Source organism: Rhizobium sp. P2_G2 (genome assembly GCF_056403555.1).
On the sequence record NZ_JBFUFF010000001.1, the window covers coordinates 232668 to 245785 of the forward strand.

Consider the following 13118-nt stretch of genomic DNA (forward strand, 5'->3'; position numbering starts at 1 on the left):
CCGACGAATCTCCCGTTTTAACGGGCGCGGACAGTGAATTCTTTCGCCGTGGCCAGGGTTCTCCGGAGAATGACGAGGAAGGGCGCCAGGAACCGCGCCTCCGGCCGCGATCGGTTGACCGAGACGCAAAGCTGCATGTTGACCTCAGGGGCGAAGGGGCAGGCAATGACATCATCAGCTTGCCACACCGACAGCTTATCGACCAGCGCAATACCGAGTCCGCGCCGCACCAACGGCAGGGCGCCGATCGACGAGGCGATCTGGATGGAGACGTCGCGTTTTTCGCCTTCCGTTTCGAAGGCCTTGTCGAGGGCGGGACCGATGATTTCGGCATGCGAGGCATAGGAGATCAGTGGCCGGCCGAGCAGGTGCTTTGGCCGGACAATGTCTGTCGAGGCAAGCGGATCGCCGGCAGGGCATACTGCGACGACCGGGATATCGGCCAGGATTTCGAAACGGACTGTGGGCGCCAGGATCGGGCTGAGCGTGATCGCGACATCGATGTCGCCCAGTTCCAGCGCATCGGCGATCTCGCGTTTCGGCAGGGTATGAAGATGGATCTTCACGTCACCCTGGTCACGACGGAAGGTCGCCAAGGCTTCTGGCAGAAGCGAATAGGCGATGGGAAGGCTCGCACCGATCCTGAGCAGGCCGATCTTCGCCGCACCGACATCGCGCGTCAGGGCCGTCAATGTGTCGAACTGCCGGAAAGCTCGGTCGACGTCGGGATAGATGAGCTGCGCTTCCATCGTCGCCACCAGCCGCCCGCCAATCCGGTCAAACAGGGGATAGCCGAGCTGGTCTTCGAGATGGGCCAGAAGCTTGCTCACCGCCGGCTGGGAAATGCCGAGCGCATTGGCGGCGGCGGTGATCGTGCCGTCGCGCATGATGGCGCGGAAAACTTCCAGCTGGCGTAGGTTCATAACCGTCCGGTGATCACGGGTTTCAGAGAGCGTAGCGGATTCGCATCTCGCCAAACAGTGCGTGCATCTGTTCGCCGATAGGCCTCGGATCGCCCGCCAAGTGCTCGACCACGTCGAAGACACGGTGCTTGAGGAAATACCGCCAGCCGACCGGCGCTGCAGCAAGGAAATCCGTCAGCAGGTCGTAGCGCTCGTGCGTCCAGACACGTTCGAAGGCAGCGCGTTCTGCACCATAGCTGATGATATCGGTCGTGCCATTGTGGCGGTTCGCGCGCAACGCAAGCGTGGTGTCCATATCGACCTGGCCGTCTCGGATCGCAACGCCGTAATCCTCTTCGGCGCGCGCTCTACTCACGGCACCCTTCAGTACATCGGCCAGCACGACGTCGGCCGGCCGGTCGAACGGATTGCCATAGCCGCCCGCGCCTGGCCCGATCACCCGGATGATATCGCCCGGTCCGCAATGGACGACATCGGTATTGCCGAGCGAGACGGCATCCTCGCGATCCGGATTGCGGATGAATTGCGAGACTGCGCCGGCATGCGCGCCGGCCACGCCCCAGGACGGCATCACCGACCGGTTGCGGTTGCGCGCCGTGACCACGGTCTCGGGCGCGGAAATCTCGAACTCCATAATGGCCGACAGTCCACCGCGATATTTGCCAGCAGCGCCAGTGTCCGGCTCCAGGCCGTAGCGCAGGAAGCGGATCGGTACTTCCGCCTCGCTGATCTCGATTGGCGTGTTGCGCAGGAAGCCCGTCGCGCCGCCCGCGCCATCGCTGCCGTCCGAAAAGGGCGTGCCGCCGCCACCGCCGCCGACCGGGCCGATCGAGGCCATGACAGGCTTGCCGTTGCGGCCTGTCGTCTTGATGTTCATGATCGCATTTCCACCTGGCGATGTGGCCGGCATCAGGTAAGGCAGGGCCTGGACGAAGGCGCCCAGCGTGACGATCTGGGTCATGGCGCAAGTCAGCGAACGCATGCCGACGGCCGCCGGCCGCGTGCAATTGACCACCGAGCCTTCCGGCAGGATGGCCCTTGCCGGTCTGAGCGTTCCGGCATTCAACAGCAGATTATTGTCCAGGGTAAAGAGGACATAGGTGAGCCCGACCATGACCAGCGGATGCCGCTCGCGACCTCCGGTCGGCATGTTCAGCGACGAGCCGAGCTGCGGGTCACTGCCGGTATAGTCGAGAATGACTTCATCGCCATGCACCCTCAAGGTGAGCGCAATGCGACAGGGCTTGCCGCCGACCGAATCCTCGTCGGCATAGTCGGCAAAGAAATAGTCGCCATCCGGAACGCTCGCGATGATCTGGCGCGTCTGCGCCTCGGCATAGTCGAGGATCTGTTCGACGCCTTCGATGAAAGTGTCGAAGCCGAAACGGCGAATGATGTCCTGCATCTTGCGCTCGCCGATATTGACCGAGGCGATCTGTGCATGGAGGTCGCCGAGATTCTGCTGCGGCATGCGCACATTGGCGCCGATCATCGCGGTGACGAAGCTGTTCATCCGCCCGCCCTCGACGAGCTTGACCGGCGGGATGCGGATGCCCTCCTGCTCGATCTCGGAGAGCGAGCGCGAAAGCGATGCGGGCACGGCGCCGCCGACATCGGTGTTGTGGATATGGCCGACGACGAAGCAGGCAAGCCGCCCCTCGTAGAAGACCGGTTTCCAGATATGGATATCGGGCGAATGGGTGGCGACGAAGCCGCTATAGGGATCGTTGGTGATGCAGATATCGCCTTCGGCATAGCTGTCGAAAGCGTCGAGCAGCGGCGCATAATCGATGCCGGAATACCAGGGCGCGCCGAACTGGCGCGGATTGGCGAAGGCGAGGCCCTCGCGGGTGACCACCTGGCAGGAGAAATCCTCGGTTTCCTTGACGAAGGCCGAATGGGCGGTGCGCATCAGCGTGAACGCCATGGCATCGGCGGCGGCGGAACAGAAATTGGCCAGGACCTTGATGTTGCGCTTGTCGATCGCCACGATCAGAACTCCGCCTTGGTGATGATGAGATTGCCGAAACGATCGACCACGAGCTCGAAACCAGGTGGAACCACGGTCGTCGTGTCGTCCTGCGCAATGATTGCCGGCCCTCGCAGCCGGTGACCTGCGCCGAATTGCGCGCGATGATAGACATGCGTGGTCCAGGAACGGCCGTCGAACCAGCCCTCGACCGTTTTGCGCGGCTCCAGGGCTTCACTCGCCTCGGCAATTTCCAGCAGCCCGGGCTTTTGCGTTGCGCCAGTGATCACCAGCCGGAGGTTGATCATCTGCACGGCCGCCTTGGCATCGGCATGGCCATAGAGACGCTCATGCTCGCCATGGAAGGCCGATGTGATGGCGGCGGCATCGCCGGAACGAAGCCAATCCGCCTCGATTTTGGTTTCGATTTCGAAAGACTGGCCGAGATAGCGCATATCGGCGGTCAGGCGCATCGTGCCTTCGCCGCGATAGGCCTGTGCCGTCAGCCAGGCTCGGGCGCTGTCCTCGAGTTGGTTGAGGATGGGCGTGAGCGCAGCGATCTCGTCCGTCGTCACATCGCAGTAGATCGTCCGGATGAAATCGTTCTTCAGGTCGGCGACCAGGCCGCCAAGGGCCGAGACGACGCCAGGCGCGGGCGGCACGACCACACCCTTCATGTCGAGCTCGCGCGCCAGGAAGCAGGCCAGCATGGCGCCGGCGCCGCCGAAGGCGAAGAGGTGGAATTCGCGCGGGTCGATGGCATAGCGCGACACCAATGCGCTGACTTCGGCATACATGCCCGACACCGAGATATCGATAATATTGCCGGCCAGCGTCTCGACATATGTGCCGAGTTTTTCGGCCAGCGGCGCCAGTGCCGCCCAGGCTGCCGCATGATCGACGGTCACGGCGCCGTAGCCCAGCGGCATATGCCCGATCAGGTTGGCGGCGGCCATGGCATCGGTGATCGTCGGTTTTTTGCCGCCGCGGCCATAGCAGGCAGGGCCGGGCGTCGAACCGGCGCTTTCCGGGCCGACATGCAATGTGTCGAGCCCATCGAGCCAGGCGACGGAGCCGCCGCCCTGGCCGACCGAGCTGACCGAGACCGAAGGCACGTGGATCTGGAAGTCGCCGATCACCTCGCCGACACCATATTGTGCCTGCCCATCGATGATCACGGCGACGTCGGCACTGGTGCCACCGATATCGAGGCTGAGGATATGATCGAAGCCGCTCGCCTGGGCGAGATGGCCTGCGCCGATGACGCCGGATGCCGTGCCCGACAGGATCATCTGTACGCATTCCTTGCGCGCCTGGTCGATGCCCATCACGCCGCCATTGCTCTTGGTGATCGTCAATGGCCCGGCCACGCCCTGCCGACGCAGCACGGTTTCGAAGCGATCGAGATAGTTGGCGACGCGCGGCTGGACATAGCCGCTGATGACGGCGGTGATCGTCCGCTCATATTCGCGGATCACCGGCCAGGTCTCGGCAGAAGAGATGACGTTGAGATGCGGCGCCATACGGGCGATCATCGCTTTCACCACCTGCTCGTTGGCGGGATTGCGATAGGCATGCAGGAAGGAGAGCACGATACCGGTGCAGCCGCAGGCGATCACGGCCTCTACGGCCCGCGCGACATCCGCCTCATCGGGTGCGAGAAATATCTCCCCGGTGGCGAGCGTGCGTTCTTCGATCCCGAAGACCCGTTCGCGCGAGATCAGCGGCTTGGGCCGGACGGAATAGAGATTGTGGATCTGCGGGATCTTAAGCCGCGCCACCTCTAGCACGTCTTCGAAATTGCGCGTCGTGAACAGGGCGATGTTGTCGCCGTTGCGCTGGATGACGGTGTTGACGCCCACGGTCGTGCCATGGGTGAAATAGGAAATGTCGGAGGGCTCGATGCCGTCGCGCGCCTTGAGCTTGTCGAGCGCGAGCAGCACTTCCTCGCCAGGCGCATCCGGCCGTGAAAACACCTTGAGCGTCGAGAGCTGGTTCGTCGCTTCATTCAGCACAGCAAAATCCGTGAACGATCCGCCGACATCCACGCCAACCCGATAGGTCATGGTCAAACTCCTTCGCTACGGAAGAAGTTTCGCAGGCCGTTCGTGCGGCTACCACAGAATATTTTGGTGAAATCCATAACCTTTGGTTATGATTTCGTCGTGGGTTTCGGCACCGTCATATAATTGCTGGGCTGTGATGCCGGGCGATAGCCGGCCTTTTCGTAGACCGCATGCGCATCCTGCGTCGCCAGCATCCAGCTGCTGATGGTCGCCAATTCAGGGTGGTTGCGGATTTCCAGCGCCAGCCACGATGCAAGGCCCTTGCCGCGATGCGCGGGCAGGGTGAAGACGTCACGCAGATAAGCGAACATGGCATAGTCGGTGACGACGCGGGCAAAGGCGGCCATCGTTTCGTCCGGGGCATAGATGCCGATGACGAGCGAATGATCGAGCGCGCGCTTGAGCACATCCGGATCAAGCCCCTTGGCCCAATAGGAATCATTGGCGAGAAAGCTATGGACCACGCCGAGATCGATCCGCTCCGGGTCCGTGCTCAGCAGATAGCCGTCGCGCTGCGCGGAAAATATCGCCTTGGATGATCCTGCCGTCATCCGCCCACCGTCACATAGATTTTCCGCACCGTCTCGATGGTTTTCCATTTGCCGACAAAACCCGGTTTCATGACGAAGCTGTCGCCCGTTCCATATGTCACGGCCTCGCCGCCATCGGGGGTGATCTCAACCACGCCGGACAGGATATGGCAGAACTCGAACGTTTCGCCCTTGATCGAACGCGTTTCGCCGGGCGTCGCCTCCCAGACGCCGGTACGCACCGATCCGTCCTTTGCCTCGTCCTGCGCCCAGGTCTTGAAGGAGGGATCGCCGGCGATCAGCCTTTCAGGCAAAGCCTTGGATTGCTTCGGTGTAGACTGTGGCTCGGTGACGACGGTTTTGAGCAGAGACATGGAAGACCTTTCGAATGTGGATTCAATAGCCGCGGCGACGGTCGACGAGGCCAATCGGCTCGAGGCCGGCGCGGTGGCGGCGGATGTTGTCGATCACGGCGCGGGCCGCCGTTTCCGGCTGGGTCGTGCTCGCGACATGGGGCGTGAGGATGATCTTCGGATGCGTCCAGAAGCGATGCTCTGCCGGCAGTGGTTCCGGATCGGTGACGTCGATGAAGGCGCTCGCCAGATGACCGGAATCGAGTGCTTCCAGCAGTGCATCGTGATCGAGATGCTGGCCGCGCCCGGCATGCACGAGCATCGCGCCCGCCGGCAGGCTGGCAAACAGCGAGGCGTTCAGGATGCCGGTGGTCTCCGGCGTCAGCGGGAGCAGGCAGACGAGGATGTCTGTCTGAGACAGCATGAGCCTGCGACCGTCGTCGCCGTGATGGCAACGGACACCCTCTATCTCGCGCGACGATCGGCTCCAGCCGGCAAGGGCGAAACCGAAGGGTTTCAGCCGTTCGATGACTGCCGAGCCCAAGCTGCCGAGGCCGAGAATGCCGACACGGATCTCCTGCGCTTGCCTTTGGGGCAAGGCACGCCAGTCTGCCTTTCGCTGTTGACTGAGATAGTCAGGGAGTTGGCGATGCAAGGCGAGCACCGCTAGCGCCACATATTCCTGCATCATCCGGATGATGCCGTCTTCGACCATGCGCACGATCTTGATATGCGCGGGCACTAACTTGTCGTCGAACTGGTCGACCCCGGCACCGATCGAAAACAGGATTTCCAGATTGCGGTAGCGGGCGAGGTCGTCGGGCAGGGTCCATGTGATCAGGTATCGGACCGCATCCGGGTCGACGCTTGCGGGATCCATGGAAAAGGGCACATCCGGCAGCGCGTGCGCAAAAGCCTCGGCGAAGATCGCACCGCGCGCGGCATCGGAATTGAACAGAAAGGTCATTGTCAGCCTTTGCCTTTCAGGCGGCGCATTTTTCGCCGAGAGCCTCGATCATCCTTCGGCATTGTTCAAGCTCGGCGAGCAGGATGAATTCGTCGGGCTTGTGAGCCCGGTCGATATCGCCAGGACCGCAGATGATCGCATCGACACCAGCCGCCTGGTAGAGGCCGGCTTCAGTGCCATAGCTGACGGCGGCCAGCGATGTCCGACCGGTCAGATCCTCCAGCAATCCGACGAGCGCGGCATCAGCGGCGAGCGACAGGGATGGATAAGCGCTTAACGGCGTCCAGTCCACGGTGAAGCCCTGCGCCTCGAGCGCCTCCGCCCGCGTTCGGATTGGTGCCAGCAGGTCGCCGGGATCGACGCCGGCGATGGCGCGCGCCTCGAGGTCGAGCGTGCACTTGTCCGGAATAATGTTCAGCGCCTGCCCTCCGGAAATGATGCCGGCCTGAAGCGAAGAGTAGGATGGTTCGAAGGTCGGGTCGAAAGGACCTTCCGCCAGCCGTCGGGATTGCGCCACCGCGCCGCTCAGCACGTCGGCCATTGCATGGATGGCGTTGAGGCCAAGATCGGGACGGGACGAGTGGCCCGCCCGGCCGCCGATCGTCACGCGCGCGGCCGCCTTGCCCTTGTGCGCGCGCACCGCCTGCATGCGGCTCGGTTCGCCGATGATCGCGCCGAGCGGCGGCGCGCACAGCTCTTTCAGCTGCGCCAGCATGTGCGGCACGCCGCGGCATCCGGCCTCCTCGTCGTAGGAAAAGGCGAAATGGATGGGTCTGCCGAGATTGGAGCGAGCGAGCGCCGGCGCCGCGGCCAGCGTTGCCGCCAGGAAACCCTTCATGTCGGTCGTTCCACGCCCGTAGAGCTTGTCGCCCTCCCGGCGCAGTGTGAACGGGTCGGAGGTCCAGCCGGTCTCGCGCGCGGGCACGACATCCATGTGGCCGGAGAGGATATAGCCGGTTCCGTCCCTCGGGCCGATCGTGGCAAACAGGTTGGCCCTGTCGCCTTCCGGCCCCGGAAGCACGGTCACGGTTGCGCCCAGGCCTTGCAGATATTGCATGACCCAGTCGACGATATCGCCGTTCGGCGTGCCGACCACGCTCGGGAAAGCAACCAGACGCGAGAGGATGTCGAGCGTGTCCATCATGGTCCTCAGAGCATGCCGGGTTTGCCGAGATCGGTGCCGTCGATCATGCGTTCGTAGCGGAACGGTTTTGGATCGACGCTGGGCCTGTCGCCGCGGATGAGATCGGCGGCGAGCTGGCCGGCGCCGGGTCCGATGCCGAAGCCATGCCCGGAAAAGCCGGAGGCGATGAACAGGCCCGGACGCGACTGGACGGGCGAGATGACGGGGATGGCATCCGGCGTCGAATCGACAATCCCGCCCCAGCTTTGCGCCACGGTGATACCCGTCAGTGCCGGATAGTATTCCTGTAGTTTCCTGACGCCCTTGGCGACGAGATGCTGGTCGGGTGCCGGGTCGAGGGTGCGGATGCGCTCGAACGGCGAGATGCTGTCGGCGCGCCACTTGGCCAGTGATTCCGGCCCGTCGAAGAATGATCTGCCGAGCGAATAGGTGAGGCCCTTGCGGCGGATCTGGAAGGTTCGCCAGAAAGCCTTGGCCTGCAGCAGGCCCCAGGGGGTGATCTGCAATTGCCCCTGGCCGCTTAGCCCGATCGTGTAGCCGCCATCCAGGCGCCGGCGCAGGGTGACATCCGGTGTGAAAATGCCGCCTTCGGTAACTGCTTCTGCCGCCTTGGTGTAGAAGGATGTCGACTTCACCGACGCTTGCAGGAATTTAACGCCGTGATGGCGCAGCAGCATGCCGCTCCACGCGCCGCCTGCCACCAATACGGCCTGGCAGCGGATCAGCCCGCGCTCGGTGACGACGCCGGAAATCCGGCCGGCGCTGGTCTCGAAACTGCGCACGGCACAATTCTGCACGATGGTTGCGCCGGCGGCTATTGCCGCCTTGGCAAGCGCTGCGACTGCCAGCTCCGGCTCGGCCTTGCCGTCGGTCGGCGAATGGACGCCGCCTTGCCAGCTTTGGCTGTTGCCCGGCAATTTCTCCTTTGCCTCGGCGCTGGAGAGCATGCGCGTGTCGACGCCGAATTCCCGTGCGATCCTGCCCCATTTCTCCCAGGTGGCGATGTCGGCGGCATTGTTGGAGGCATAGACGAGGCCGGTTTCGCGAAACCCGGTCTCCTCGCCGGTGCGGCGGTTGAGGTCGCGCCAGATTTGCAGCGCCAGCTGGGCAAGCGGCAGCTCGCGCGGATCGCGGTTCTGCTGTCGGCACCAGCCCCAATTGCGGCAGGATTGCTCGCCGGACACGATGCCCTTTTCGATGACCGCGACCGACGTGCCGCGGCTTGCCAGGCTGAGCGCGGCGGAGATCCCCGCCATGCCGGCGCCAACGACAACGACGTCGACGGATTGGGGAATTTCGTCAGGAGTGACAATCCTGCGCACGGGTGGCGACATGTTTCCGGCTCGTTGGGCTATGAAGGCGAATTCTGGATGATCGAATGCCGATAGGATGACGTCGTGTCAGCATGATTGCATGCCGAATGCAGGAATGTTTCAGTCGATTGTTGTGCAGTCATGCGTTTTTCGAGCAAATTGTATCGGGCGGATTGGCCTATCTTCACATGCGGGACATGCGCTCCTCTCAGCGCATCATATCGGTATCCAATCGTAGGGGTGGACATTGAAGGTATCAGACAGCCTGCGGGTCGATGCTTTCTCCATGCGCATCGGCAACATCCAGGATGTAGAGCTCGACCAGCTGCACGCGCTGTCGATCTCGGTGGGCTGGCCGCATCGCGCCGAGGACTGGCAGTTTCTGCGCGAGACCGGCCACGGCATCGTGGCGCTCGACGAGATCGGGCGCGTGATGGGGTCCGGCATGTGGTTTCCGCACGGCGACCGGTTTGCGACTGTCGGCATGGTCATCACCTCGCCGCGGCTGCAGACCAATGGGACCGGCCAATGGCTGATGAATCACATATTGAGCAAGGTTTCCGGCCGTGAGCTCAGCCTCAGCGCCACCCGCGCGGCGCGGCGGCTCTATCTGTCGCTCGACTTCAAGCCGGAGAAGACTGTCTTCCAATGCCAGGGCACGGCGCGAATGGGTGATGGCATCGAGGCGACGGCGTCCGACGGCGATGTGCGGCTGCTCGGCGTCGGCGATCTCGCGGCTGTATGCGCATTGGATGCGGCCGGCTTCGGCGTCGACCGGACGCCGCTGGTCACACGGCTCGAGCGCCAATCCATCGCCTATGGCCTGTTTCGCTCCGGCGTGTTGCAGGCTTTCGCCTTCTGTCGTCCCTTCGGACGGGGCCATGTCATCGGTCCGGTGGTCGCATCGAACGACAGCGACGCGATCGCCGTCATCCGCCCGCATGTCGAGCGCCATGCCGGCCGGTTCCTGCGGCTCGATACGCGCCGGGAAAGCGGCGACTTTGCGTCCTACCTGTCGCAGTCCGGCTTGCAGGTCTATGACACGGTTCTGACCATGTCGTTCGGAAAACCCGCTGTCGCCCAGGACGCGCACGCCTTCGAGACATACGCACTCGCGACCCAGGCGCTTGGCTAATCCTTCTACGAGCCTCGGCGCGCAATGCGCCGGTGGCTACGCCTCATCATAGCCGACGACGCCCTTGATCTCGGTAAACTCGTGCAAGCCGAACTTGCCATATTCGCGGCCATTGCCTGACTGCTTGTAACCGCCGAAAGGTGCAGCGCCATCCCAGGCCGCACTGTTGATGCGCACGGTGCCGGCCCGCAGCCGACGGGAGAGTGCGCGTGCTTCCTCCAGGTCACCCTGGATATACGAAGCCAGGCCGTAGGGCGTGTCATTGGCGATGGCCACGGCCTCGTCGACCGAGTCGTAGCCGAGGATGGAGAGCACCGGCCCGAAAATCTCCTCGCGGGCAATCGTCATGTCGTTGGTCACGCGGGCGAACACGGTCGGCCTGACATAGTAACCGGCATTGAGATGTGCCGGCCGGTCCGGACCACCGGCCACGAGCTGCGCACCTTCTTCGACGCCCTTGCGGATCAGGCTCTGGATCTTGTCGAACTGGACCTTGCTGACCACGGGACCGATATTGGTTTCCGGATCCGCCGGCGCCCCCACCTTGATGGCATCGGCAGCCCTGGCGGCGATCGCGATCGCATCGTCCATCCGCTCATGCGGCACCAGAAGGCGCGTCGGCGCATTACAGGATTGGCCCGAATTGTCGAAGCAGCGGCGCACCCCGGCGCTGACGGCCTGTTCGAGATCGGCGCTTCTGAGCACGATATTGGGCGATTTGCCGCCCAGTTCCTGGTGCACGCGCTTGACGGTCGGCGCTGCCGTCTGGGCCACCGAAATGCCGGCGCGGGTCGAGCCGGTGAAGGACACCATGTCGATGTCGGGATGGCTGGCAAGCAGGCTGCCGACTGTAGGCCCGTCGCCATGCACAAGGTTGAACACACCTTTGGGAATACCGGCTTCGTGCAGGATCTCGGCAAAGATGACGGCGCTCAGGGGTGCGACTTCGGAAGGCTTCAGCACCATTGTGCAGCCGGTGCCGAGCGCCGGCGCCACCTTGCATGAAATCTGGTTGATCGGCCAGTTCCACGGCGTGATCATCCCGATGACCCCGACCGGCTCGTGCACGATCCTCGTCGATCCCTGCATATATTCGAGCTCGAAAGACTTGAGCGCCCGGATCGTTTGCTTGAAATGCGAAATGCCGATTCCAGCCTGCTGGCTGCGCGCCATATCCAGCGGCGCGCCCATTTCCCGCGAGATCACCTCGCCGAGCTCGTCTCTCCGGCGCGTCAGGATGGCGAGAACACGTTCGAGCAGTTCGAGCCTTTTTTCCTTGGTCGTGGTTGAAAATGACGGAAATGCCGCGCGCGCAGCCCTGATCGCCCGCTCCGTATCTTCGCGACCGCCCATGGCGATGCGGGCAAACGGCTGCTCGGTCGCCGGATCGATGACGTCGAGGGTGTTTGTGCTGAGAGGCTCGACCCAGGCACCGTCGATGTAGAATTTCAAGGCATTGTTCATTCCAAACTCCATCGAATTGGCAAGGAGAGTGTGTCCGGCTGGCTGGACCATAGCACAGTGCAATCGACAGGAATGCTGAAAGCCGTGGCAATTCGGCTGATGCTGCCGAACAGCAGGTCGAAGCGAGCGCCATCGACGGCTCCCAGAACGCTTCAGATCACAAGTGCCTGGAAAACGCGCGTGTGAGCATCGGATCGAGAGCCGGGCGTAGTTTGATGAGATCGTTGTAGAGCGCGCGCGGTATATTCATCCCGTCGCGCATGGTCCTTCGCCGGGCATCATAGCGACGCTGAGATGGAAGCCGCGCATTCTGGCCTGAGATCGCCTCGAACAACATTTCGGCCCGAGCCAGGTTCTGGCTAAGTGCTGCGCCGAGAAACGAGGCCGGATCGAGAATGATGATCAGCTCGCCGTGCAGTGGTGCCGCATCCCTGCCGCCGTCATAGGCCTTGGATTCAATGCTGAGCATGTCGCCGATAAGCGGACCGGCGAGGAGTTCGATCATGGCCGACAGCGCCGAGCCCTTGTGTCCTCCAAACGTCAGCATGGCGCCTTTGAGTGCTTCGGTCGGGTCGGTGGTCGGCTTGCCGTTGAGGTCGATCGCAAGTTCGGCACTGATCGGCATTCCCTGCCGCTTGTGCAGTTCAATTTCGCCTCGCGCGGTGGCGCTCGTGGCAAAATCGAAGACGAAGGGCGGCTTTCCGGGACGAGGCCAAGCGAAGGCGAAGGGATTGGTTCCGAACACGGGTCGCGTTCCGCCCGCGGGAGCAACCCAGCTGTGGCTCGGCGTCATGGCGATCGCCGCCAGGCCTTGCTCCGCGATCGGTTCCACCTCCGGCCACAGAGCCGAGAAATGATGGCAATTGTTGATCGCCAGCGCTGCAAGCCCCTGGTTCTTTGCCTTGAGGATCGCGAGGTCGATGCCGCGGCTATAGGCCAGCGAGGAGAAGCCATGGTCGGCGTCCACCCGAAGGATCGCAGGGGCGATATCGCTGATGACTGGTTCCGCGATCTTGTTGATCCGTCCCGTTCTGACGGAATACGCGCAGCCGAGCAGGCGATAAAGTCCGTGTGAATGGCATTCATCGCTTTGCGCACGCACGATCACATCGGCGACGACTTCGCACTGCGCCTGGCTCAATCCCGTGCTGGCGAGAATGTCGAAACTGAGCGCAGCCGCTTCCGACAGCGAGAGGTTTACCGCATCGGTCATCGTCATCCCGAAATGTGACCGCCATTCACGCTGAATATCCG

General features: G+C 63.0%; 11 protein-coding genes. 1 reads left to right on the plus strand and 10 read right to left on the minus strand.

The window, feature by feature from the left end; translation table 11 throughout:
* Nucleotides 1-17: 17 nt before the first annotated feature.
* The 8 genes from AC1D06_RS01075 to AC1D06_RS01110 all read right to left on the minus strand — a co-directional run bounded on the left by AC1D06_RS01075 (nucleotide 18) and on the right by AC1D06_RS01110 (nucleotide 9286).
* Nucleotides 18-923: a LysR family transcriptional regulator gene (locus tag AC1D06_RS01075; RefSeq protein ID WP_477984335.1), complete on the minus strand. Its 906-nt coding sequence runs from the start codon at nucleotides 921-923 to the stop codon at nucleotides 18-20.
* A 22-nt stretch (nucleotides 924-945) separates the two neighbouring features.
* Nucleotides 946-2913: a hydantoinase B/oxoprolinase family protein gene (locus AC1D06_RS01080; RefSeq protein WP_477984337.1), complete on the minus strand. Its 1968-nt coding sequence runs from the start codon at nucleotides 2911-2913 to the stop codon at nucleotides 946-948.
* Nucleotides 2914-2915: 2 nt separating this feature from the next.
* The gene (locus AC1D06_RS01085) at nucleotides 2916-4958 is read right to left on the minus strand and encodes a hydantoinase/oxoprolinase family protein (RefSeq protein WP_477984339.1); all 2043 of its coding nucleotides are present in this window, start codon (nucleotides 4956-4958) and stop codon (nucleotides 2916-2918) included.
* 86 nt (nucleotides 4959-5044) lie between these two features.
* Entirely contained in the window at nucleotides 5045-5509 is a 465-nt protein-coding gene (locus AC1D06_RS01090) for a GNAT family N-acetyltransferase (RefSeq protein ID WP_477984341.1), read from the minus strand.
* On the minus strand, nucleotides 5506-5862 hold the full coding sequence (locus tag AC1D06_RS01095) for a cupin domain-containing protein (RefSeq protein WP_477984343.1): 357 nt from the start codon (nucleotides 5860-5862) through the stop codon (nucleotides 5506-5508). Before AC1D06_RS01095 ends, AC1D06_RS01090 begins: the two co-directional genes overlap by 4 nt.
* A 22-nt stretch (nucleotides 5863-5884) precedes the next feature.
* The gene (locus AC1D06_RS01100) at nucleotides 5885-6808 is read right to left on the minus strand and encodes a 2-hydroxyacid dehydrogenase (protein WP_477984345.1); all 924 of its coding nucleotides are present in this window, start codon (nucleotides 6806-6808) and stop codon (nucleotides 5885-5887) included.
* 16 nt (nucleotides 6809-6824) lie between these two features.
* Nucleotides 6825-7949 carry an acetylornithine deacetylase gene (argE, locus tag AC1D06_RS01105; RefSeq protein WP_477875426.1) on the minus strand — a complete coding sequence of 375 codons (1125 nt, stop codon included), beginning with the start codon at nucleotides 7947-7949 and terminating at the stop codon, nucleotides 6825-6827.
* Nucleotides 7950-7957: 8 nt separating this feature from the next.
* Nucleotides 7958-9286, minus strand: coding sequence for an NAD(P)/FAD-dependent oxidoreductase (locus AC1D06_RS01110; RefSeq protein ID WP_477984347.1), 1329 nt, complete (start codon nucleotides 9284-9286; stop codon nucleotides 7958-7960).
* 265 nt (nucleotides 9287-9551) lie between these two features.
* Here AC1D06_RS01110 and AC1D06_RS01115 point away from each other — a divergent pair, with 265 nt between their 5' ends.
* On the plus strand, nucleotides 9552-10400 hold the full coding sequence (locus tag AC1D06_RS01115; RefSeq protein ID WP_477984686.1) for a GNAT family N-acetyltransferase: 849 nt from the start codon (nucleotides 9552-9554) through the stop codon (nucleotides 10398-10400).
* Nucleotides 10401-10436: 36 nt separating this feature from the next.
* On the opposite strand, the gene AC1D06_RS01120 is transcribed toward AC1D06_RS01115, so the two are convergent.
* Nucleotides 10437-11864, minus strand: coding sequence for an aldehyde dehydrogenase family protein (locus tag AC1D06_RS01120; protein WP_477984349.1), 1428 nt, complete (start codon nucleotides 11862-11864; stop codon nucleotides 10437-10439).
* A 157-nt stretch (nucleotides 11865-12021) separates the two neighbouring features.
* Nucleotides 12022-13077, minus strand: a complete 1056-nt coding sequence (locus tag AC1D06_RS01125) for an Ldh family oxidoreductase (protein WP_477984351.1) — start codon at nucleotides 13075-13077, stop codon at nucleotides 12022-12024.
* Nucleotides 13078-13118: the final 41 nt, after the last annotated feature.

Bases quoted from the DNA above. Each gene is read 5' to 3' on its own strand.
- AC1D06_RS01075 (WP_477984335.1), bottom strand. From the start codon at position 923: ATGAACCTACGCCAGCTGGAAGTTTTCCGCGCCATCATGCGCGACGGC.
- AC1D06_RS01085 (WP_477984339.1), bottom strand. From the start codon at position 4,958: ATGACCTATCGGGTTGGCGTGGATGTCGGCGGATCGTTCACGGATTTT.
- AC1D06_RS01090 (WP_477984341.1), bottom strand. From the start codon at position 5,509: ATGACGGCAGGATCATCCAAGGCGATATTTTCCGCGCAGCGCGACGGC.
- AC1D06_RS01095 (WP_477984343.1), bottom strand. From the start codon at position 5,862: ATGTCTCTGCTCAAAACCGTCGTCACCGAGCCACAGTCTACACCGAAG.
- AC1D06_RS01100 (WP_477984345.1), bottom strand. From the start codon at position 6,808: ATGACCTTTCTGTTCAATTCCGATGCCGCGCGCGGTGCGATCTTCGCC.
- argE (WP_477875426.1), bottom strand. From the start codon at position 7,949: ATGGACACGCTCGACATCCTCTCGCGTCTGGTTGCTTTCCCGAGCGTG.
- AC1D06_RS01110 (WP_477984347.1), bottom strand. From the start codon at position 9,286: ATGTCGCCACCCGTGCGCAGGATTGTCACTCCTGACGAAATTCCCCAA.
- AC1D06_RS01115 (WP_477984686.1), top strand. From the start codon at position 9,552: ATGCGCATCGGCAACATCCAGGATGTAGAGCTCGACCAGCTGCACGCG.
- AC1D06_RS01120 (WP_477984349.1), bottom strand. From the start codon at position 11,864: ATGAACAATGCCTTGAAATTCTACATCGACGGTGCCTGGGTCGAGCCT.
- AC1D06_RS01125 (WP_477984351.1), bottom strand. From the start codon at position 13,077: ATGACCGATGCGGTAAACCTCTCGCTGTCGGAAGCGGCTGCGCTCAGT.